This window comes from Methylobacterium guangdongense, assembly GCF_038442355.1.
GTDB classification, from domain to species: Bacteria; Pseudomonadota; Alphaproteobacteria; order Rhizobiales; family Beijerinckiaceae; genus Methylobacterium; species Methylobacterium guangdongense.
On record NZ_JBBXMX010000004.1, the window covers coordinates 89,586 to 110,064 of the forward strand.

At 71.8% G+C, this 20,479-nt stretch carries 17 protein-coding genes; 12 read left to right on the forward strand and 5 right to left on the reverse strand.

Features of this window, described 5'->3' with window-relative positions:
- Positions 1–10: 10 nt before the first annotated feature.
- Positions 11–1,345 carry a transglycosylase SLT domain-containing protein gene (locus AAHG09_RS10185; RefSeq protein WP_342106931.1) on the reverse strand — a complete coding sequence of 445 codons (1,335 nt, stop codon included), beginning with the start codon at positions 1,343–1,345 and terminating at the stop codon, positions 11–13.
- Positions 1,346–1,771: 426 nt separating this feature from the next.
- Between AAHG09_RS10185 and AAHG09_RS10190 the strand changes: the two genes are divergently transcribed.
- The 11 genes from AAHG09_RS10190 (at position 1,772) to AAHG09_RS10240 (ending at position 14,634) form a co-directional block, all read left to right on the forward strand.
- On the forward strand, positions 1,772–2,962 hold the full coding sequence (locus tag AAHG09_RS10190) for an inositol-3-phosphate synthase (protein ID WP_091718825.1): 1,191 nt from the start codon (positions 1,772–1,774) through the stop codon (positions 2,960–2,962).
- A gap of 316 nt (positions 2,963–3,278) precedes the next feature.
- A complete protein-coding gene (locus AAHG09_RS10195; protein ID WP_342106932.1) occupies positions 3,279–4,208 on the forward strand; it encodes a hypothetical protein in 930 nt (309 codons plus the stop codon).
- A gap of 59 nt (positions 4,209–4,267) precedes the next feature.
- On the forward strand, positions 4,268–5,449 hold the full coding sequence (locus AAHG09_RS10200; protein WP_342106933.1) for a class I SAM-dependent methyltransferase: 1,182 nt from the start codon (positions 4,268–4,270) through the stop codon (positions 5,447–5,449).
- On the forward strand, positions 5,449–6,444 hold the full coding sequence (locus tag AAHG09_RS10205) for a Gfo/Idh/MocA family protein (RefSeq protein WP_342106935.1): 996 nt from the start codon (positions 5,449–5,451) through the stop codon (positions 6,442–6,444). The genes AAHG09_RS10200 and AAHG09_RS10205 overlap by 1 nt, the downstream gene beginning before the upstream one ends.
- Before the next feature lie 220 nt (positions 6,445–6,664).
- Positions 6,665–8,266, forward strand: coding sequence for a YcaO-like family protein (locus AAHG09_RS10210; RefSeq protein ID WP_342106936.1), 1,602 nt, complete (start codon positions 6,665–6,667; stop codon positions 8,264–8,266).
- Positions 8,263–9,135: a sugar phosphate isomerase/epimerase family protein gene (locus tag AAHG09_RS10215; protein WP_342106938.1), complete on the forward strand. Its 873-nt coding sequence runs from the start codon at positions 8,263–8,265 to the stop codon at positions 9,133–9,135. Before AAHG09_RS10210 ends, AAHG09_RS10215 begins: the two co-directional genes overlap by 4 nt.
- 166 nt (positions 9,136–9,301) lie before the next feature.
- A complete protein-coding gene (locus tag AAHG09_RS10220; protein ID WP_342106939.1) occupies positions 9,302–10,540 on the forward strand; it encodes a glycosyltransferase family 4 protein in 1,239 nt (412 codons plus the stop codon).
- A gap of 180 nt (positions 10,541–10,720) precedes the next feature.
- Positions 10,721–11,488: a PIG-L deacetylase family protein gene (locus tag AAHG09_RS10225; RefSeq protein ID WP_342106940.1), complete on the forward strand. Its 768-nt coding sequence runs from the start codon at positions 10,721–10,723 to the stop codon at positions 11,486–11,488.
- Positions 11,478–12,107 (forward strand): uracil-DNA glycosylase, encoded by a 630-nt coding sequence (locus tag AAHG09_RS10230; protein WP_342106941.1) that lies wholly within the window; start codon positions 11,478–11,480, stop codon positions 12,105–12,107. Before AAHG09_RS10225 ends, AAHG09_RS10230 begins: the two co-directional genes overlap by 11 nt.
- Before the next feature lie 150 nt (positions 12,108–12,257).
- Positions 12,258–13,343 (forward strand): lysylphosphatidylglycerol synthase domain-containing protein, encoded by a 1,086-nt coding sequence (locus tag AAHG09_RS10235; protein WP_342106942.1) that lies wholly within the window; start codon positions 12,258–12,260, stop codon positions 13,341–13,343.
- A gap of 19 nt (positions 13,344–13,362) precedes the next feature.
- Positions 13,363–14,634, forward strand: coding sequence for an ATP-binding protein (locus tag AAHG09_RS10240; protein WP_342106944.1), 1,272 nt, complete (start codon positions 13,363–13,365; stop codon positions 14,632–14,634).
- On the opposite strand, the gene AAHG09_RS10245 is transcribed toward AAHG09_RS10240, so the two are convergent.
- Positions 14,616–15,227, reverse strand: coding sequence for a glutathione S-transferase family protein (locus tag AAHG09_RS10245; protein ID WP_342106945.1), 612 nt, complete (start codon positions 15,225–15,227; stop codon positions 14,616–14,618). The genes AAHG09_RS10240 and AAHG09_RS10245 overlap by 19 nt on opposite strands.
- Before the next feature lie 127 nt (positions 15,228–15,354).
- Between AAHG09_RS10245 and AAHG09_RS10250 the strand changes: the two genes are divergently transcribed.
- Positions 15,355–17,817 (forward strand): heavy metal translocating P-type ATPase, encoded by a 2,463-nt coding sequence (locus AAHG09_RS10250; RefSeq protein WP_342106946.1) that lies wholly within the window; start codon positions 15,355–15,357, stop codon positions 17,815–17,817.
- A gap of 7 nt (positions 17,818–17,824) precedes the next feature.
- On the opposite strand, the gene AAHG09_RS10255 is transcribed toward AAHG09_RS10250, so the two are convergent.
- The 3 genes from AAHG09_RS10255 to AAHG09_RS10265 form a co-directional block, all read right to left on the reverse strand.
- Complete coding sequence (locus tag AAHG09_RS10255) at positions 17,825–19,666, reverse strand: hypothetical protein (RefSeq protein ID WP_342106948.1); 1,842 nt, start codon at positions 19,664–19,666, stop codon at positions 17,825–17,827.
- A gap of 198 nt (positions 19,667–19,864) precedes the next feature.
- Positions 19,865–20,218: a DUF3761 domain-containing protein gene (locus AAHG09_RS10260; protein WP_342106949.1), complete on the reverse strand. Its 354-nt coding sequence runs from the start codon at positions 20,216–20,218 to the stop codon at positions 19,865–19,867.
- Positions 20,219–20,227: 9 nt separating this feature from the next.
- A complete protein-coding gene (locus AAHG09_RS10265; protein WP_342106950.1) occupies positions 20,228–20,425 on the reverse strand; it encodes a hypothetical protein in 198 nt (65 codons plus the stop codon).
- Between the last annotated feature and the right edge of the window lie 54 nt (positions 20,426–20,479).

Sequence of the window (20,479 nt, forward strand, 5' to 3'; positions counted from 1 at the left end):
GAGGCAGCCCTCACACCCCGTCCGGCGGCAGCGCCTCGGTCACCTCGACGCGGCGATTGCTCACCGCCGGAGCCGCCTCGTCGGTGCCGGCGACATCGGTCTGGGCCGGTGCCTTGTCGAGCGCCTCCGCCACTGCGGCGACGCCCTGGTAGCGGGTGAGCCGCCGGTCGATCATGCCGTCGAGCCGATCATGCAGCTCCGAGACGGTCAGGCTGCGGCGCTTGCCGCCGTCCGCCTCGGTGAAAAGGCGGCGGTTGGCCCGGGCGGCGCTGCGGAACGCACGGCCCGCAACCTCGTCGGGCTTCTCGGAGGAGAGCGACAGGAAGCGCCCAGCACTCGCCGTGCCCAGAAAATGCGCGAGGTAGAGCTCGGTCGTGGTCAGCGCCCGGCCGACCCGGGCCTCGATCCGCTCGCGGTCGCGCTTGATCAGTTCGGCCGCCATCAGGGCCGCCACGCGCGGGTCGTTGCGCAGGCCGAGCACCCGCGAGCGCATGTTGCCGGCAACCGTGATCGCGGAGCCCCGACCCTTCACGGCGGCGGCCTCCTCGGCGAGCCCGTAGCGGGCACCGTAGTCGCGGATCATCTCCAGCCACGTCCGGCTGACGAACTGGAACAGACCCTGCGCCGAGGAGGTCGCGGCCTTGGCGTCCGTGTCGAAGCTCGATTCCTTGTCGGCGAGCGCCATCATGTAGACCGGGTCGACGCCGGCCTCGTCCGAGGCCTTCACGATCGTGTCGACCACCTTGCGCGGCACGGTCCGCTCGCCGAATTGCACGGCGTCCTCGCCCTGCGTCTGCGTCACCCGCGGCAGGGCGGCGAGGTCGTCCTGGATCAGCGCCGTCGTCGCGGGCTCCTGCTCCGGCACGGGCAGGCCGTTCCACCGGAGCGCGGCGTCGGTGCCCGCGTCCTGTTGCGCGTCCTGTTGCGCGTCCTGCGCCAGATCCTGCGTCGGATCCTGATCGAGCGACGAGCGAAGGGCCATGTCCTGGGCCGACAGCTCGGGCGTCATCGTGTCCTGCACCGGCGTCCGAGCCGCGAGGGCCTGGGCGGCGCGTGGGCTGGTGTCGACCCGGTCGTGGGCCTGGGCCGCGGGGGCGAAAAAGGCGGGCGCGAAGGCCGCCTGCGGCAATCCGAACCCGGCCACGAGGCCCAGCGCCACCGTCCCGGTGACGCGCCCGGTCACCTGGCGCAGCCGGGTGCGGGATGTCTGGCGAGAAGACCGGCGCATCATCTGGCCGCCGGCCCGCGGCAGCCACGCCACGGCTTCATCCTCGGAACGGCTCGTGTTCGGCACGAGTCGGCTCACGTCGTCGGCGCGACGCGCCGGCTCCGGGAAAACCCCCATCCTCAATCCTCTTCAGGTCGGTCCTTGCGTCGGCCCGGCGTCTGGCGGCCGGGCTCCTTTGTGCGGCGGCCGTATCGGCGCCGGCCGTGACCAGAATGGGACGACCCCGTGATCCAAGCGTGGCACGGTCAACGAAGGGTTAACCGTGCGGATTAGGGGGGCCTTAAGGACGCGGCCCGTCGCGCCGCGCTCCGGAGCCCTTACGATCGAGGACAGCGCCAAGGTCTTGTTTTGACGCGCTGTCTCGTGCCCAGGACGGCGACTTCGAGGGACAAGCGCATGTCATAGAGCGGCAAAGTTGTCGCATTTGGCTTGGAACGCCGCAGCACTGAGCCAGTTAGGTACGGCCCCGGGCGGGCGAACTTTCCGTCCCAGGACGGACCCTTCAAGACGCCACCCGCGTCCCCACAAGGACATCAGTTTCCAATGAGCATGCAGTCCGGTCGCCGCGTCGGTGTCGCGTTCGTTGGCATGGGTGGCGCCGTCGCCACCACCGCCATCGCCGGCATCGAGATGATCAAATCCGGCTCGAACCGGCTCGACGGGCTCCCGCTCGCCGGCCTCTCCGTGGCGGGCATGGCCGATTACAAGGATCTCGTCTTCGGGGGCTGGGACCTGAACGGTGACGACCTCGCCACCGCCGCCAGCGGCCACGGCGTGTTGTCGAAGGACGATATCGAGGACGGCGCCGAAGCGCTGAAGGGCATCACGCCCTGGCCGGCGGTCGGCAGCGCGAAGTTCTGCAAGAACATCGACGGCCAGAACCGCATCGTCGCCAAGGACCACCGCGAGGCGGTCTCGGTCATCGCCAACGACCTGCGGCGCTTCCAGAAGGAGAGCAACCTCGACGACGTGGTCGTGGTGAACCTCGCCTCGACCGAGCGCTGGCCTGACCTCAACGACCCCACCCTGAACTCCACGGCCGCCTTCGAGAAGGGCCTGGATTCGAGCGACGAGGCGATCTCGCCCGCGATGCTCTACGCCTATGCGGCGATCAAGAGCGGCATCCCCTACGCCAACTTCACCCCGAGCGTGGCGGCCGACGTGCCGGCGCTTCTCGACCTCGCCAAGGAACTGAATGTTCCGGTCGCCGGCAAGGACGGCAAGACCGGCCAGACCATGATGAAGACGGTGCTGGCCCCCGCCTTCAAGGCCCGCGCGCTCCACGTCGACGGCTGGTTCTCGACCAACATCCTCGGCAACCGCGACGGCCTCGCGCTGAATGACCCGAACTCGCTCCAGTCGAAGCTCAACACCAAGGGCACGGTGCTCGATTCGATCCTCGGCTACCCGGTCGAGGACCACCTCGTGCACATCCACTATTACCGCCCGCGCGGCGACGACAAGGAAGCCTGGGACAACATCGACGTCACGGGCTTCATGGGCCAGCGGATGCAGGTGAAGGTGAACTTCCTCTGCAAGGACTCGATCCTGGCGGCCCCGCTCGTGATCGAGATCGCCCGCGTGCTCGACCTCGCCCACACCCGCGGTGACGGCGGCGTGCAGGAGCAGCTCTCGACCTTCTTCAAGGCGCCGATGGTCAAGAACGGCCGCGGGCCGGAGCACGCCTTCGGCAAGCAGGAGCAGATGCTGCGGGACTGGCTCGGCGTGCACTGAGGCATCCCACCTCGCCCTTCGATTGCTGCTGCCAGCACTCTAACGGGAGCAGCATGAACCGGGGCGACCCTAGCGTCGATGACGGGTCGCAACCGACTCCCTCTCCCGTGCGGGAGAGGGTTGGGGTGAGGGTGGGGAAGTCTCAGGATAAAGCGCACCCTCGAAGCGCCGATAAGTCGAGCCCAGGCCGGACAGACCTGATCCCTCACCCTGTCCCTCTCCCGCACGGGAGAGGGGACCCGCGACCAACAAACGATGGGCGAGTCCGTCCCAGCCGCCTGTGAGGGCGTAGGGCTCATCCGGCCTGAAAGAAACGATGCCCAGCGAGACCCACCCGTCGCAATCCGGTGCCGCCGCGCCCGAGGCGTTGCGCGACCTTCTGGTCGAGATGAACGACCTCAAGCGGGTCCGGTCCGCCGGCCGCACCGGCTCGATCGCCGAGCGGCTGTTCGCGCAGGGGTGGGGACGTCTCACCGGCGGCGCCGCGCCCGACGAGGTCGCCCTCGACATCACGGCGATAACCCTCGCGGCGACGCGCCTCTGCGACCTTGACGCCGCCTTCCTGACCGCGGCCGGCCTCTCCGAGGAGGCGACCTCCGCGGTGCTGATCGCGGGCTTCGATGCCGTGACCGGCGACCTCGATCCGGATCTGCGGGCCCGTCTGCGGGCTCGGCTCGCCCCGCGCCCGGCTGTCGCGCTCGGGTCCCTGCCGGGCTTCGTCGCCGCCCTGGCGCAGCAGCCGCGGGCCGGCGTGACCTGCCCTGGCCGCGCCCGGATCCTGCTGGAGCCGCCGGAGAACCACGCCGAGCATTGCCTGATCGTGGCGGTCTACGGCGTGTGCCTCAGCCCGTTCTACCGCGCCGATCCCGGTACGGTCTTTTTGGCCGCCATGGCCCACCACTTCCACAACGCCGCCATGCCCGACGCCGGCTTCACCGGCGAGATGCTGCTCGGCGACCATCTCGGGCCGATCATGGCCACCACCACCGCCTGGGCGCTGGCCGAACTCGCCGAGCCCCTCCGCGGCCAGGTCGAGCGCGCCCGCGCCGTTCTTCCGGACGATGCCACCGGCGAAGGCCGCGCCTTCCACGCGGCGGATTGCATCGACCGGGTGCTCCAGATCGCCCAGCACCTGCGCGGCGCCTCGACCACCATGGGAATGGTGCTCGATGAGTGGGAACTGGTCCATGCCGGGCCGGTGAAGGGCTTTCACGACCGCGTCCTCGCCGACATGCGCATCCCTTGAGCGCAAGTCCCTTGATCGCCGGACCCCGCGGCCCATCTGCCGGGTCGGTCGCGAGAGCCATGATCCCGTTCGAACTCCAAGCGCCGGATACCGGCCATCCGCTGAAGCCCGACGGCCCGCATGCCCTGCGGGACGCCGAGACCGGTGCGCGCTGGCCCGTCATCGACGGGATCCCGTACCTGCGGGTGAACCGCGAGGCGCTGGTCGAGCGGGTCCTGGCCCATCTCGACGCGGGCGAGCCCGACGAGGCGCTGGCCGCCCTGCTGGTCGATCAGGACGAGTGGTGGACCGGGCCGCCCGCCGACCCGGCCGGGATCATCCGGCTCATCAAGGACCGGCGCACCGCGACCCTGCGCGATGCGGTCGACCGCCTCGGCTGGGGCCGCGTCGGCGACTATTTCCTTCACCGCTGGAGCGATCCGACCTTTCTGGCCGGGCTGTCGCTGCTGGAGGCGCACTGGAACGAGCCGTCCTGCGTCTTCGAATTCGCCTGCGGTATCGGCCATTACCTGCGCGAGCTGCAACGGCGCGGCTGCAAGGTCGCGGGGGCCGACGTGGTCTTCGCCAAGCTCTGGGTCGCCCGCCACTGGGTCGTGGGCGCGAAGGCGCAGCTCGTCTGCTTCGATGCGGGCTCGCCCCACTGGCCGATCCCGGGGGCGCCGGTCGATCTCGTAGCCTGCAACGATGCCTTCTACTTCCTCGACGACAAGGCGGCGCTTCTGGAAAATCTCCGCCAGAACGCGGGCGACGACGGCTGGCTGGCGCTGAGCCACATCCATAATCGCGATTGCCCCGGTTTCTCGGCCGGACGGGCGGTGACGGCCGAGGAGATCGCCGAGCTGTTCCCCGATGCCCTCGTGTACGACGATGCGGAGCTGACCCGAGCCCTCATCGAGGTCCGGGCACCGGCGCCGCATGAGCCCGCCGCCCTGCGGCGCTGCGAGGCCTTTTCGGTCGTGTGCGGGCCCGGAATGCGCCCGGCGCCGCGCGCCCTGATCGACGGCCTGACCCTGCCGAAGCCCGGCACCGTGCTGCGGCTCAACCCGCTCTATGGGCCGGACGGCGATGGCTATGCCATCCGCTGGCCCTCCGAGCGCTATGAGGCGGAATACGCCCCCCGCGCCACCTATCCGCTGCATTCCCCCGGCCCCGAGCACCTGACCTTCACCGAGGACCTCGACGCCCGGGAGACGCAGCGCGTCCGCGTGCGCGAGTTCGTCGACCTGCCGGAGCGCTGGTGATGGACGCGGTCGGCTGGGGCATCGTCGGCTACGGCTGGGTCGCCCGCGACTACATGGAGCCCGGGATCCGCGCCGCCGGCCATCGGCTGGTCGCGGTCTGCGATCCCGATCCGACGAGCCGGGCGGCGGCGGAACGGGCGGGCGCCCGTGGTCACGCCGACCTCGCCGGCCTGATCGCCGAGCCCGAGGTCGAGGCGGTTTACGTGGCAACGCCCAACCACCTGCATCGCGGCGCCGTCGAGGCGCTGGCCGCCGCCGGCAAGGCGATCCTGTGCGAGAAGCCGATGGCGGCGACGCTCAGCGATGCCGAGGCGATCACGCACGCCGTCGAGGCTCATAAGATTTTCTACGGGACGGCCTTCGATCAGCGGCATCACCCGGCCCATCGCATGATCCGCGCCCAGGTCGAGGCCGGGCGGCTCGGCACGGTGACGGCCGTGCGGATCGTCTACGCCTGCTGGCTCGGGCGCGAATGGTCGGAGGCCGGGCAGCCGAACTGGCGGATCGACGCCGCCCAGGCCGGCGGCGGCGCCCTGATGGACCTCGCGCCGCACGGGCTCGACCTCGTGGACTTTCTGGTCGGCGAACCGATCGCCGCCATCGCGGCCCTGACCCAGAGCAAGGCCCAGGATTACGCGGTCGATGACGGCGCCCTGTTGATCGGGCAGACCGCGGGTGGCGCGCTCGCGAGCCTGCACGTCGCCTACAATTGCCCCGATGCGCTGCCCCGCCGCCGCCTGGAAGTGGTCGGCACGAAGGGGATGCTCGTGGCCGAGAACACGATGGGCCAGGTTGCCGGCGGCACGCTGACCTTCATCGATGGTGCCAGCGGCCGCGCCGCGCCATTGGCATTCGACACCGAGAGTTCGCCCTTCACCGAGCAGGTGCGCGCCTTCGGCTCGGCCCTGCGCCGGCCCGAGGAGCGGGCAACGTACTCGGCGTCCCGCGACCTTCACACGATGCGGCTCGTCGCCCAGGCCTACGGGCAGGGGTAGCGGACAGGATGCTCAAAGCACGCAACCAACCCACGTATCTCCCACTCACCCCCTCATCCTGAGGCGCCGGAGCGCAGCGGAGGCCTCGAAGGAGGGCTCCAGGGATCGCGCGGCTGGCTGGAAGCCTCCTTCGAGGCTCGCTGCGCTCACACCTCAGGATGAGGGCGTGGTTGGGACGAAGGTGGGAAGGCCGGCGGTTCGAGGAAGACGGAAACACGACGTGAGCAACGCAGACGCCTTCCACGACCAGGACGACCGCGCCCGCCACGAGCGGATCAAGGCGCCGCGCCCCTACCGCTTCGGCGCCAAGCGGCCGATCGAGGGCTTGCCCGAGACCCTGCCCGACCCGGTCAAGGCCTATCTCGACGTCCTGCCGGAGGGCCGCATCGTCGGCTTCCCGCTGGCGCCCCTCGACCGCACCGGCGTGCCGGTCTGGTTCGTCGCCCTGTTCCTCGACGATCCGTTCTTCGTGGGCGCGATGCCCTCCGGCATCGGCTACGGCGCCACCGACGACGAGGCGCTGATCGGCGCGGTGGCGGAGATCGCCGAGAACCTGATGCCCTCGCTGGCCGTGCTGCCGCGGGCCAAGGAGCGGGCGAGCTACAATGATCTCGCCCGCGTGTACGGCGCGACATCGGTCGCCGACCCGCTGACCCTGTGCCTGCCCGCGGGCTCCCCGGTGAACCGCGATACCGTGCTCGAGTGGACGCCGAGCGTCCGGCACGCCACGGGCGAGATCGTGCTGATGCCGCTCGATATCGCCGCGACCGACTATTTCGAGCTGTCGGAGGGCTACAAGCCCTTCACCAACCTGATCACCAACGGCCTCGGCGCCGGGCCGGACGTGCCCTTCGCGCTGGGCCACGGCGTGCTGGAACTGCTCCAGCGCGACGGCAACGGCCTGCTGTTCCGGGCGCTCGATCAGGGCGTGATGCTCGACCTCGACGGCATCGGCCCGGAGAACCGCGCGATGCTGGCGCGGTTGAAGGAGCTGGGCATCCGGGCGCTGCCGAAATTCGCCACCGACCAGTTCGGCCTGACCAACCTCTACGTCGTCGGCTACGACGAGGACCCGGCCCGCACCCCGGCGCCGATCGCCCTGTCGGCCTGTGGCGAGGCCTGTGACCCGGACCGGGACCGGGCCCTGCGCAAGGCGCTCCTGGAGTTCCAGGCCGCCCGTGTCCGTAAGACTTTCGGGCACGGCCCCCTCGACATGGCCGCCACCGTGACGCCGCCGGGCTACGTCGACGCGTTCATCCAGAAGGCGCTGCCGAGCCTCGATCTCGAGGAAAGCCGCGCCCTCCAGGCAATGCTCGAATGGATCGAGATGCCGGCCGCCGATCTGCGCGGCGTGCTCGCCGACACCGTCTATTCCGAGCGCAGCACCAAGCGCTTTTCGGAGCTGCCCTCCACCCCGGCCGCCGACGGCCATGCGCGCGGCAAGATCGCCTGCGACCGGCTGCTCGAAGCCGGGTTCGACGTGCTCTACGTCGAGTGCTCGCCCCCGGGCGGCGGAGTCGGCGTCGTGAAGGCGATCGTGCCGGGGCTCGAAGTCGAGACCATGAGCTACTACCGGATTGGCGAGCGCAACACGAGGAAGCTCGTCGAGCGCGACCACCCGCTGATCAAGTTCGGCGCCGAGAGCGAGACCCTGCGCCCGGTGCGCCTCACCCCGGAGGCCCTGGAGCGGTTCGGCGGCCAGCCGTTGTTCGACGTGGCCCTGGCCGAGCGGATCGTCGGGCGCCACTATCCGCTCTACCGCGAGCCGGAATCGCATCACGCGCCGTTCCGCCTCGCAGAGCGGCAGGGGAGGGCGGCGTGACGCTCCGGTTCGCCTACAACACCAATGGCGCGGCCAACCACCGCCTCGACGACGCGCTCCACCTGATCAAGGCGGCGGGCTACGACGGCGTGGCGCTGACCCTCGACATCCACCACCTCGACCCGTTCTCCGAGACCTGGGCGACGGAGGCCGGCCGGGTGGCGAGCCTCTTGGAGAAGCTGGAGCTGAGCTGCGTCATCGAGACCGGCGCCCGCTTCCTGCTCGATCCCTCCGCCAAGCACGAGCCGACGCTGGTGACCGCCGATGCCGCGGGCCGCGCCCGGCGGGTCGGCTTCCTCAAGCGGGCCGTCGAGATCGGCGGAATGCTGTCCGCCGAGGCGGTCTCGTTCTGGGCCGGCGTGCCGAAGCCCGGCGTCGATCACGGTGAGGCCCAGCGCTGGCTGGAGGAGGGGCTGCACGCGGTCGCGGCCTTCGCCACGGAATCCGGCGTCGTGCCCTGCCTGGAGCCCGAGCCCGGCATGCTGATCGAGACGCTCGACGATTACGCGGCCCTCGACATCCCGGGCCTGAAGCTCGCCCTCGACACCGGCCACTGCCTTGTCACCGGTGAGCGCGAGCCGGCGGCGGCGGTGCGGGAATTCGCCGACCGGATCGGCACCGTGGCGATCGAGGACATGAAGCGCGGCAGCCACATCCACCTGCCCTTCGGCGAGGGCGACATGGACGTGCCGGGCGTCCTGGAAGCGCTGGAGGAGGTCGGCTTCGGCAAGCTGATCTGCGTCGAGCTCTCCCGCGAGAGCCACCGGGCCGACGTGATGATCCCGCAGGCGGTGGAGTATCTCCGCGGCTGCCGGCGCCCCGGGCCGGTGCTCGCCGGCGAGCAGGAGACGCGGCGGCAATGGCAGTGAGGCGGCGTGCGCTTCTCTCCTCCCCCTTGCGGGGAGGAGCCGGAGGTGGGGGTGGTGCAGAAGGCACCTCTACGCTCGATCCTGTACCACCCCCACCCCCACCCCTACCCCTCCCCACAAGGGGGAGGGGATTTCGACCGGCCCGCACCCCGCATCGCGTGCACCCATGAGAATCCTCTTCCTCAGCCGCCGCTACTTCCCGGCGATATCCGGCATGAGCGTCTACGCGCAGAACCTGCTGCGCGAGCTGGTCGGCGCCGGCCACGACGTCACGATGATCTCCCAGTACCGGGGCGACGCCTTCGGCACCCGGGTCTATGGCGGCGGCCCGCCGCCGCCGGTGCCGGGGGTGCGGGTGATCGGCCTGGAACAGCTCGGCGAGCAGACCTCGGGCGATTTCGAGCGCGACATCGCCACGATGGTGGACGCCATCGCGCAGGAGCACGCGGAGAAGCCCTTCGACATCCTGCACGCGCAATACGGCTACCCCACCGGCTGGGCGGTGCTGCTCGCGGCCCGAAAACTCGGCGTGCCCAGCGTCGTCTCGATCCAGGGCGGTGACGGCCACTGGGTCGGCTCCTGCTGCGAGACGCACCGCGTCGCCATGTGCGAGGTCCTGGCCCACGCCAACGCGCTTCTGATCGGCGGCGCCTCCTTCGTGGACGAGGTCTGCGGGCGGCTGGGCTCGGACCCGGCCCGGTTCACCATCGTGCCCGGTGCGGTCGATACCGACCGGTTCGCCCAAGGGACGCCGGACGGGCTGCCCGCACCCCATGCCGGCCCGGTGCGTCTGTTCTATCACGGCCGGGTCGACCGCCGGAAAGGCGTGCTCGACTTCATCGAGGCCTTGGCGATCCTGCGCCGGCAGGGCACCCCCTTCGCCGCCACCATCTCGGGGATCGGGCCCGATGTCGATCCCGCCAAGGCGCTCGCGGCGGAGCACGCCTTCTCGGAGCGCGAGATCGCCTTCACGGGCTACGCCGAGTACGGCTCCGTGCCTGATCTCTACCGCCGCGCCGACGTGTTCGTCTCGCCGACCTACGCGGAGGGGTTTTCCAACACGATCCTGGAGGCGCTCGCGGCCGGGCTCGCCACGGTCTCGTGCCACGCGGTCGGCGTGTCGGACTGCCTGCGCGACGGGGAGAACGGGTTGCTGGTCAATCCGGGCGACGTGCCGGCCCAGGCCGCCGCGCTGACCCGGATCATCACGGACGCCAATCTGCGCCGCCGCATCGCGATGGCCGGGCTCGAGGAATGCCGGCGGGTCTATTCGTGGCACGCGGTCGGGCGGCAGATCATGGAGGTCTACGCCCGCGTCCGCGACGAGAAGCCCGCCACCGATTTCCTCGAAGACCTGCCCTACGACCCGACCTGCCGCTTCCGCGCCGAGCCGCATCTGCTCTGACGGATCCGTCAGGTTCGGGCATCCCAATCCAATCCCTCATCCTGAGGTGCCCGCGCCAGCGGGCCTCGAAGGAGCCCTGCAGAAAGCGCTGCGATCCCCGGAGCCCTCCTTCGAGGCTGCTCCGCAGCACCTCAGGATGAGGGCGAGGGTCGGACCTGTCGAAGGCGATCATTCCGGACCATGCCCACTGCGCTCGCCCTCTCCCCCCATCTCGACGACGCGGCCTTCTCCTGCGGCGGCCTTCTGGCGCAACTCGCACAGGGGGGCTGGCGGGTGGTGATGGCGACGCTGTTCACCGGCAGTGTCGCCAATCCGGAGGGGTTCGCGCTCGCCTGCCAGCTCGACAAGGGCCTGCCCGCCGAGATCGACTACATGGCGTTGCGCCGGGACGAAGATGTCGAGGCCGCCGCCGCGCTCGGCATCGCCCCGCCGGTGCATCTGCCGTTCCGGGAGGCGCCGCACCGGGGCTACGGCTCGGCGCCGGAGCTGTTTTCCGGGACCCGCCCGGATGACGGCATCGCGGCCGACCTCGCCCCCGCCCTCGCCGAGCTGATCGCCGCCGAGAAACCGGATCTCCTCCTCGCCCCGCAGGCGATCGGCGGCCATGTCGATCACGTCCAGGCCGTCCAGGCCGTCCGGGCCCTGCGCAGCCTCGATCCGCGGCCCGCGATCCTCTGGTGGCGCGATTTCCCCTACACGGTGCGCGAGGCCGCCCCCCGGGAGCCGCTCGCGGACCTGTACGCGGAGCTGCCCGAGCGGACTGTGACACTCGATCCGGATGCCCAGGCCCGGAAGCGCGCCGCCTGTGCGGCCTATGCCAGCCAGATCGGCTTCCAGTTCGGCGGCCGGGATGGCCTCGACGCGCGTCTCGCCCGGGAGAACGGGATCGAGCGCTTCCGCCTCTCGGGTCGGCTCGGTCCGGCAATCCCCGGCCTCGATGCCGGCTGAGCCGCAGGCGCCCAAATCGCTGGCCGATCCCGGCGCCCTCGCGGCCCGCCGCGCGCTGATCGAGGCCCCACACATCGCGCCGATCCGGGCGCTCGCCGCGCGAATCTCCGCCGAGCGCGGCGCCCCGGTCCCCATACCCGACCCCTTGGATGGCGGCGTCGGCGCCCGGATGCTGCTCCTGCTGGAGACGCCCGGCCCGGCCGTTCTGCGCACCGGCTTCGTCACCCGCGACAGCGCGAACGGCACGGCCGCCAACCTGTTCCGCTTCCTGGCCGAGGCCGGGATTCCCCGGGCCGACACGCTGATCTGGAACGCCGTGCCGTGGCTGATCCATCAAGAGGGCGCCCTCAACCGCGCGCCCCGGCGGTCCGAGGTCGCGGCGGCCGCCCCCTATCTGGCGCCCCTCCTCGATCTGCTGCCGCGCCTCGCCGTGGCGGTTCTCGCCGGCCGCTACGCCGCCGAGACAGAGCCGGCGATCGCGGCCCTGCGCCCCGCCCTTCCGGTCATTCGGATCCCGCATCCGAGCCCGACCTATGTCTGCACCGCGCCGGAGGTGCCGGCGCGGATCCGGCGCGGGCTTTCGGAGGCGGCTAAGCTCCTCAATGGGGCAACCGGCTGAGGATAGAAGACCTGTTCCGGCGGCAACTTCCCTGGCCTTGCGCGTGGGTTCGGCCTACATGCGGGTCAACGGGCCGCGGTCCGGGACCATCCGGCGCTGGCTCTCGGCCTTGGCCGGGCCGCGCAGCCGGAAGGGCGGACGCCGAACGGCATGAATTTTCAGGATCAGCACCGGAAGCCGGCCGAGCCGGTCGAACCGGTCCAGCAGGAAGCAGCGGCCGCGAAACGCAAGAGCCGGCGCAGCCGCTATGCCTGGATCGGCACGGCCGCCAGCATCGTTCTGTTCGCGGTCTCCCTCGGCGTGCTGTGGAAACTGGTCCAGAGCGTGAGCTGGGCCGAGGTGCGCACGGCGATCGCGGCGGCGACGGGCCGGCAGCTCGGCCTCGCCTTCCTGTTCGTCGGCATCAGCTACCTGTTCCTGACCGGCTACGATGCGCTGGCCCTGCGTCAGCTCAAGATCAAGGTGCCCTACCGGATCACGGCGCTCGCCTCGTTCACGAGCTACGCGGTGAGCTTCACCCTCGGCTTCCCGCTGCTGACCGCCGGCACCATCCGCTACTGGATCTACTCCCGGCAGGGCCTGACGACCCCCAAGATCGCGGCGCTGACGGTGATCGCCGGCTTCACCTTCTGGCTCGGCATGGGCGTGGTCCTGGGCCTCAGCCTGATCATCGAGGCGGGCCAGCTGGCCGGGCTCGCCTTCACGTCGATCCGGATCAACCAGACGGTGGGTCTCGCGGCGCTGGCCCTCGTGCTGGGCTACCTCGCCTGGGTCTCGGCCAAGAAGCGCAGCATCACCGTCAAGCACTGGCGGCTGGAACTGCCGGGCGCCTCGGTATCCATCGGCCAGATGCTCGTCGGCATCGGCGATGTCTGCGCGGCGGCGGCGGTGCTCTACGTCCTGCTGCCGCAGGAGACGACGATCGCCTTCACCACCTTCCTGGCGATCTACGTGCTCGCCGCCATGCTGGGCATCGCGTCCAATGCGCCGGGCGGCATCGGGGTGTTCGAGGCGACGATCCTGCTCGCCCTGTCGAGCCTGCCGCGCAACGAGGTGCTGACCTCGCTGCTGCTGTTCCGCGGCTGCTACTACGTGGTGCCGTTCGTGACCGCGCTGGCGATGCTCGGCCTCTACGAGATCGTCAAGCGCGCGGGCGGCGCCCGCGACCCCGGCCCCCCGGAAGGCACCGCCGGCCCGTCCGGCCGGGCGTGGCGCGACGAGTCCGATCCGCGCTGACGCGCCGGGACGGCCCGCCATGTCCGAGCGCCTGCGCAGCTCCCCGGCCTGGACCGGCGCCGCGATTGCGGTGGGTCTGCTCGGTCTCGCGCTCGCGCTCGCGGGGCGTCTCGACCTTCCGCTGATCCTCGCGGGCCTCGGCGCGATCTGCCTCGGCGGATGGCTCGGCGGGCGCGGTCCCGCCCAGTCACCGCCGCGGCCGGCCGCGACCAAGCAGCGCCACGCGGTCGCCGATGCGCTGCTCGCCCACGTGCCCGATCCGGTCATCCTGGTGGACCGGAGGACCCGGGTGGTGGAGGCGAACCCCGCCGCCCGGGCCCTGTTGCCGGCCCTCCATCACGCCCGGCCCCTGTCGTTCGCGCTTCGGGATCCCGAAGTGCTGGACGGCATCGAGGCGGTGCTGAGTTCGGGCCTGCCGCGCCGGGTCGCCCTGTCGACCCGGGTGCCCACGGAGCGGACCTTCGAGGTGCAGATCGGCGCCCTGCCGATGCCCGACGGGTCGGGCGTGAGCGCCCTGCTGTTCCTGCGCGACCTCACCTCGGCCCGGCGCCTGGAGGCGATGCGGGTCGATTTCGTCGCCAATGCCAGCCACGAGCTGCGCACGCCCCTGGCCACCCTGATCGGCTTCATCGAGACCCTGCAGGGCCCGGCCCGGGACGACGCGCAGGCCCGCGAGCGCTTCCTGGAGATCATGCGCGTCCAGGCCCTGCGCATGACGCGGCTGATCGACGACCTTCTGTCGCTCTCCCGGATCGAGCTGCGCGAGCACGTGGCGCCGACCAACGTGGTCGATCTCGGGGCGCTGGCCCGCCAGATGGTCGATGCCCAGGGGCCGCCCGCCCAGGCGCGGGGGGCCACCATCGGGTTCGAGGACGGCGACGGCCCCTACCGCGTGGCCGGCGACGCCGACGAGCTGGTCCGCGTGATCGAGAACCTCATCGAGAACGCCGTGAAGTACGGCGGCGGCCGGATCAGCGTCGGGCTCGCCCGGGAGGACGACCCCCGGCTCGGCCGCCGGATCGTCCTGTCGGTGGCCGATGACGGGCCGGGCATCGCGCCCGAGCACATCCCGCGGCTGACCGAGCGCTTCTACCGGATCGACGTCGCGTCGAGCCGGGCGCGCGGCGGCACGGGCCTGGGGCTCGCCATCGTCAAGCACAGCCTCAATCGCCACCGGGGGCGGCTGACCATCGAGAGTACGGTGGGGCAGGGGACCGTCGTGCGGGTCAGCCTGCCGGAATACGGGGCGCCCTCCGCGCAGTCGGCGGCCGATCAGGTCGGACCCGGATAGGCCCCGATCCCGAGCCCCGCCTCGACCCGCGCGATCCAGCCGCGGATCGCGGGGTAATCCGCGAGGTCGAAGCCGCCCTCATGGGCCATGCGCGTGTAGGCCACGAGGGCCACGTCGGCGAGGGTCAGGGTGTCGCCCACCAGGAAGGCGGAGCGCTCGAGCGTTTCCTCCATCAGCCGCAGGGCGTCGGCGCCGCGCTCGGCAAGCTTCGGGTCGAGCTCGTTCGGCGACCGCCCGAGATAGTGGAGCTGGTAGCGGCGGACCGCGATGTAGGGCTCGTGGCTGTACTGCTCCCAGAACATCCATTGCAGCATCCGCGCCCGGGCGAAGGATGCCTCCGGGATCAGCGCGGAGCCCTCCGCGAGGTGGATGATGATGGCGTTCGATTCCGACAGGACAGCCCCGTCGGGGAAGACCACGATCGGCACCCGGCCGGCGGGGTTGAGGGCCAGGAATTCCGGCCTGCGCGTTCCGCCCCCCGGCACGTCCACGTCGCGCCACGTCGCCGGGATGCCGAGCTGGGCCGCCACCCACTTGACCTTGAGGCAGTTGCCCGAGCCCGGATCGCCGTAGATGGTCAGCGGTTCCGCCATGTCTGCCCTCGATTCCCTGGTCCGGGGAAGCTTGGCCGAGGATGGGCGATCCCGCAACGCGCGTCAGCCGCGCCATGCATACCTGACCCTTGACCTCGCAATGCCAAGAATCCCCATTTCAGGGGGCATGGACACCGCGCTCCGCTCCGCCGCCCCCGTGGCCCTGAACCTCCCCGTCGAGGGAATGTCCTGCGCGAGTTGTGTCGGTCGGGTCGAGCGGGCGCTCGCGGCGCTGCCGGGCGCGCGCGACATTGCGGTCAACCTCGCCACCGGCCGGGCGAGCCTCGTCCTGGGCGGGCAGGCCGGCCCGGTCGAGGCCGCGGCGGCACTGGCGGATGCCGGATATCCGGTGCCCGAGGCCCAGACCCTTCTGGCCATCGACGGTATGTCCTGCGCGAGCTGTGTCGGCCGGGTCGAGAAGGCCCTCGCCGCGGTGCCGGGCGTGACCGGCGCCAGCGTCAACCTTGCGACCGGGCAAGCCGCAATCCGCCATCCGGAGGCGCTGGTGGCGATGCCCGACCTCATCGCCGCCGTCGCGGAGGCAGGCTACGAGGCGCAATCCCTCGATGCCGAGACGCCCACCGATCCGGCGGCCCGTCGCGTCGAGGAGGCCCGGGTGCTGCGGCGCGACCTGATCGCGGCGGCGCTCCTCTCCGCACCCGTGGTGGTGCTCGACATGGGCGGCCACGTCCTGCCCGGCCTGCACGGCGGATCCGCGACCGCCCTGATCCAGGCGGTGCTGGCGACCCTGGTGCTGGCCGGGCCGGGCCGGCGCTTCTTCCTCCGCGGGCTGCCGGGCCTGGTCCGCGGGCATCCCGACATGAACGCCCTGGTCGCGCTTGGGGCGGGGGCCGCCTACCTCTATTCCCTGGTCTCGACCCTGGCCCCCGGCCTCCTGCCCGCGGGGGCGGCGCATCTCTACTTCGAGGCGAGCGTGCTGATCGTCACGCTGATCCTGCTCGGTCGGACCCTGGAGGCCCGCGCCAAGGGCCGGACAGGACAGGCCATCGCCCGTCTGATGGATCTCGCACCGAAGACCGCGCGGGTCGTCCGCGACGGGGCTGAAGTGGAGGTGCCGCTCGCCGCGCTCGGCCTCGGCGACGTGGTGCGGGTGCGCCCCGGCGAACGCGTCGCCGCCGACGGCGTGGTGATCGCCGGCACGAGCGCCGTCGATGAGAGCATGGTGACCGGGGAGCCGGCCCCGGTGCGCAAGGCGCCGGGCGACCGGACGGTCGGCGGCACCCTCAACGGCCGCGGCAGCCTGGACCTGCGGGTCGATGCGGTCGGCAGCGCCACCGTGCTCGCCCAGATCACCGCGATGGTGGAGCGGGCCCAGGGCGGCAAGCTGCCGATCCAGGCGCTGGTCGATCGGGTGACCGGGCGCTTCGTGCCGGCCGTGATCGGCATCGCCACTGTGACTTTCCTCGGATGGCTGCTGCTGGGGCCGGCGCCCGCCCTCGGGACGGCGTTGGTCAACGCGGTGGCGGTTCTGATCATCGCCTGTCCCTGCGCGATGGGCCTCGCCACCCCGACCGCCATCATGGTCGGGACCGGGCGGGCGGCGGCGCGGGGCGTGCTGTTCCGCGACGGGGCGGCCCTGCAGCGCCTGCGCGACGTCCGCGTCGTGGCCCTCGACAAGACCGGGACCCTGACCGAGGGACGCCCGCGGCTGACCGATCTCGTAGCCCGGCCCGGCGTTTCGGAAACCGAAGCCCTGGCGCTCGCCGCCGGGCTGGAGACGCGCTCCGAACACCCGCTGGCCGGCGCCGTCGTGGCGGCGGCGCGCGAACGCGGCCTCGCCGTGGCCGAGCCGGACCGCTTCGAGGCCACGGAAGGGTTCGGCGTTTCCGGCCGGGTCGCGGGGCGGGACGTGGCGCTCGGCGCGCCGCGCTTCCTCGACCGGCTCGGCATTGCCAGGGATTCGGACCTCACCGCCCGCGCCGACCGTCTGGCGCTCGAGGGCCGGAGCCCCATCCACCTCGTCCTCGACGGCCGCCATGCCGCCGTGCTGGCGCTGGCCGATCCCGTCAAGGCGGGGGCCCGGGAGTCGGTGGCGGCGCTGACGGCGCGGGGCCTCGCGGTCGCGATGGTGACGGGCGACGATCCCGCTGCAGCCGCCAGCGTCGCGAAAAGTCTGGGCATCGCCGTCGTGGCGGCCGGGGTCCTGCCGGGCGGGAAGGTCGAGGCGGTCCAGCGGTTCCGGGCGGAGCACGGATCGGTCGCCTTCGTGGGCGACGGCATCAACGACGCGCCGGCTCTTGCCGAGGCGGATGTCGGGCTCGCCATCGGCACCGGCACCGACATCGCGGTCGACAGCGCCGACGTGGTGCTGATGTCGGGATCCCTCGACGCCCTGGTGGAGGCGCTGGCGCTCTCCCGGGCGGTGATGGCCAATATCCGCCAGAACCTGTTCTGGGCCTTCGCCTACAACGCCGCGCTGATTCCGGTCGCGGCGGGCGTGCTGGTGCCCTTCGGTGGGCCGGCCCTGTCGCCGGTCCTGGCTGCGGGCGCGATGGCGTTCTCCAGCGTGTTCGTCCTCGGCAACGCTTTGCGCCTGCGCCGGGCCGGCGGCGCACCGGACCCGGCATAGGGCGCCCTCAGTCGCGCCGGATGCGCCAGACCCGGAGCGCCGAGCCGCCCGGCAGGTCGGTCACCGGCGTGAGCCAGTCCGGGGCCGGCACGGCGCCGCGGGCGAGGTCCGTGGCGAAGGGCTCGGGTCCGCCCGGCTTGGCCCGGTCGAGGGCGGCCGTGCAGAGCATCAGGTAATCGGCCCCCCGTTGCCGGGTGATCCGCCGCAGCGTGTCCTCCGACCCTGCCGAGGCCTCGATCGCCGCGCGCATCCCCACGAGGTTGCGGTGATACGGGGCGGCGACCACCGCGTGGTGGGTCATCAGCAGGAGGGCCGGCCCGAGATCGATGCTGCTGAGCACCAGTCCCGGCGTGAGCCGGTCGAGGGCCGCGTAGGCGGCGGGCGCCGTGCAGGTCCGCCAGTTGGAGGCGGGCACGCTCTGCGCTCCGATGGCAGCCGGGCTCAGGAGCCGCGCCGGCTGGGCCGTGAGGACCGCCCAGGCCTTGCTCAGCATCGCCATGGCCAGCAGGACCAGCGCCAACCGGTGCAGGCCTGATCCCGGCATCCGCAGCCCCGCGATGGCGCGATCGAGCGCGACCGCGCCGAGCAGCGGCACGAAGGCCCCGGCGACGTACATGCCCCGGGCCTGCCCGAGGGCGATCAGCGCGCCCGGGACGATCAGCGCCGCCACCACGACGAAGAATCGGCGCCGGTCGGGCGTCCGTTCGCGGACAGCCATCACGGCCGCGTAGAGGGCCGCCACGAGGATCGGCATGATGTTGGGCAGCGCGACATCCGGCTCGCCGCGCAGGAACTGCGGGAAGGTGCGCATCTCGTCCACTTGGTCGAGCCAGGCGCTGCGCACGAGGTCGTCCATGCCGGCGAACGGCCCGGCGAGGCAGGACGGCGCGATCCGGAGGAAGCCGAGTGCCATCCCGGCGCCGACGAGGGCGGTGAGGGCACAGCGCGCAGGCCCGCCCATGCTGCGTCTCTCGGCCAGCAGGGCCGCTCCGCCGATCGCGGCGGCGCCGGCCGCCAGCAGGAGCCAGGGCGGGGACAGGGCATCGCAGGCCGGTACGGTCCAGAGGGATGGCGCCGTCTGGACGCCGAACAGCAGCAGGCTCGCCCCGAACAGACCGGCCCCGTAGCCCGCCAGCAGGCCGGCGGCGCGGTCGCCCTGGCGCAGCCAATCTGCGAGGACGAGGAGGCCCGCCGCCGCGATCACCGGCAGGGTCTCGAGGCCGATCGCCAGCGACAGTCCGGCCACGGCCCCGGCGAGGAGCCCGCGCCGCATCCGCCGGGCCGGATCCGCCAGCGCCAGGGCGATCGCCAGCACCGCGCAGAGCTGCGCGTTGTGGTGGTCGATCCGTCCGAAGCGGAAGACGTTCAGGAACACCGCGGTCTGCGGCGCGACGAACAGCACCAGCAGGGCGACGCGCCACCCGAACAGGCGGCGCATCCCGAAACCCGCCAGTGCCCCGTAGAGAAGGAACAGCAGCGCGGGCCACGTGGCGGCTGCGGCGGCTTCCGCGGCGGCCCGTCCGAGGATCGGCGTGAAGGCCAGGACGAGCCCCGCGATCGGCAGGTCGATCAGGCGCGACCAGTGCGAGGCGATGCCCGCCGGGGGCAGCATCCGGTGCTGCACGGCGTCGAACCAGCCCTGGCCGGCGAGCAGGTCGCGCACGCCGACGAGGCGCATCATGTCGTCGGTATCGGGCAGGCGTAGCCCGTCGAAGACCGGCGCGAGCGTGCGCGGATCGTAGAGGCCGAACAGGGCGACCAGGATCAGCGCGACCAGCAGCGCCGGGCTGTCGAAGGGCGAACGGCCGGCCTGCGCGCGGGGCGGCGGCGTTCCGACGAGGCTGGTCATTCAGGGATCCCGGGCTCGGCGGCATGGTGCCAGCCTGCGCTTACCGGGGGGTGAACCGGGGGCGCTGTCGGGCCTCAGATCGTCAAACCGTGCGACCCGCGGTGCTCTCTCCTCCCCGCAAGCTCGAGCGATCCCGGGCAGGCCTGGGATCGTCAGGGGAGGGGAAAGCGCTTTGGCATCGGGGCCTTGGTGGCAGATTCAGGCGTTTGGATTCGCTCCGCCGCCGGGCCGCGGCCCCATGAGCCCTCCGCTCTCCCACCGCTCGACGCCCCCATGGCGGGAGCAGGTCCCGCTGCGCGAGTGACTGAAGCTCCAGGTTCCGTCGCGGCATTTGGCCGAGGCGCCCTCCGGCTTGCCGCCGTCGCGCGATCTGGCTGGGCCATGGACGTCGCAATCGTCCTGCCGGCTGCGATAGTGCTGGTGGCTTTCGAGCGTCGACTCGTCCGGCTGGAAGCAGGCGCGGGCCAGCGCGGCATCCGGGGCGAGGGGCGAAAGCCACGCCATCGCCGACAGGGCCGCCGTGGCCAGGGCGATCCCGAGGTGGAAGCGCATCGCCGCGCCTCAATCCCGGAAGAAGCGGCCGGCGACGTAGTGCCGACCCCGCCGGTTGGTCCGCCACTCCGAGCGCGGATGGCAGTGCCGCGGATGGCCGTGGCAGCCCCGTGCGTTGAGCATCCCGGGCGTCGCCGAAGCCGGGGCCGCGGGCAGCAGCAGCGGTGCTGCCAGGGAAACCAGGAACAGCAGCACGGCCCTGCGCATGGGTCTATCCTCAGGTTGAGGATTGCAACCCTACAGCGCATCGCTCAAAAAGCG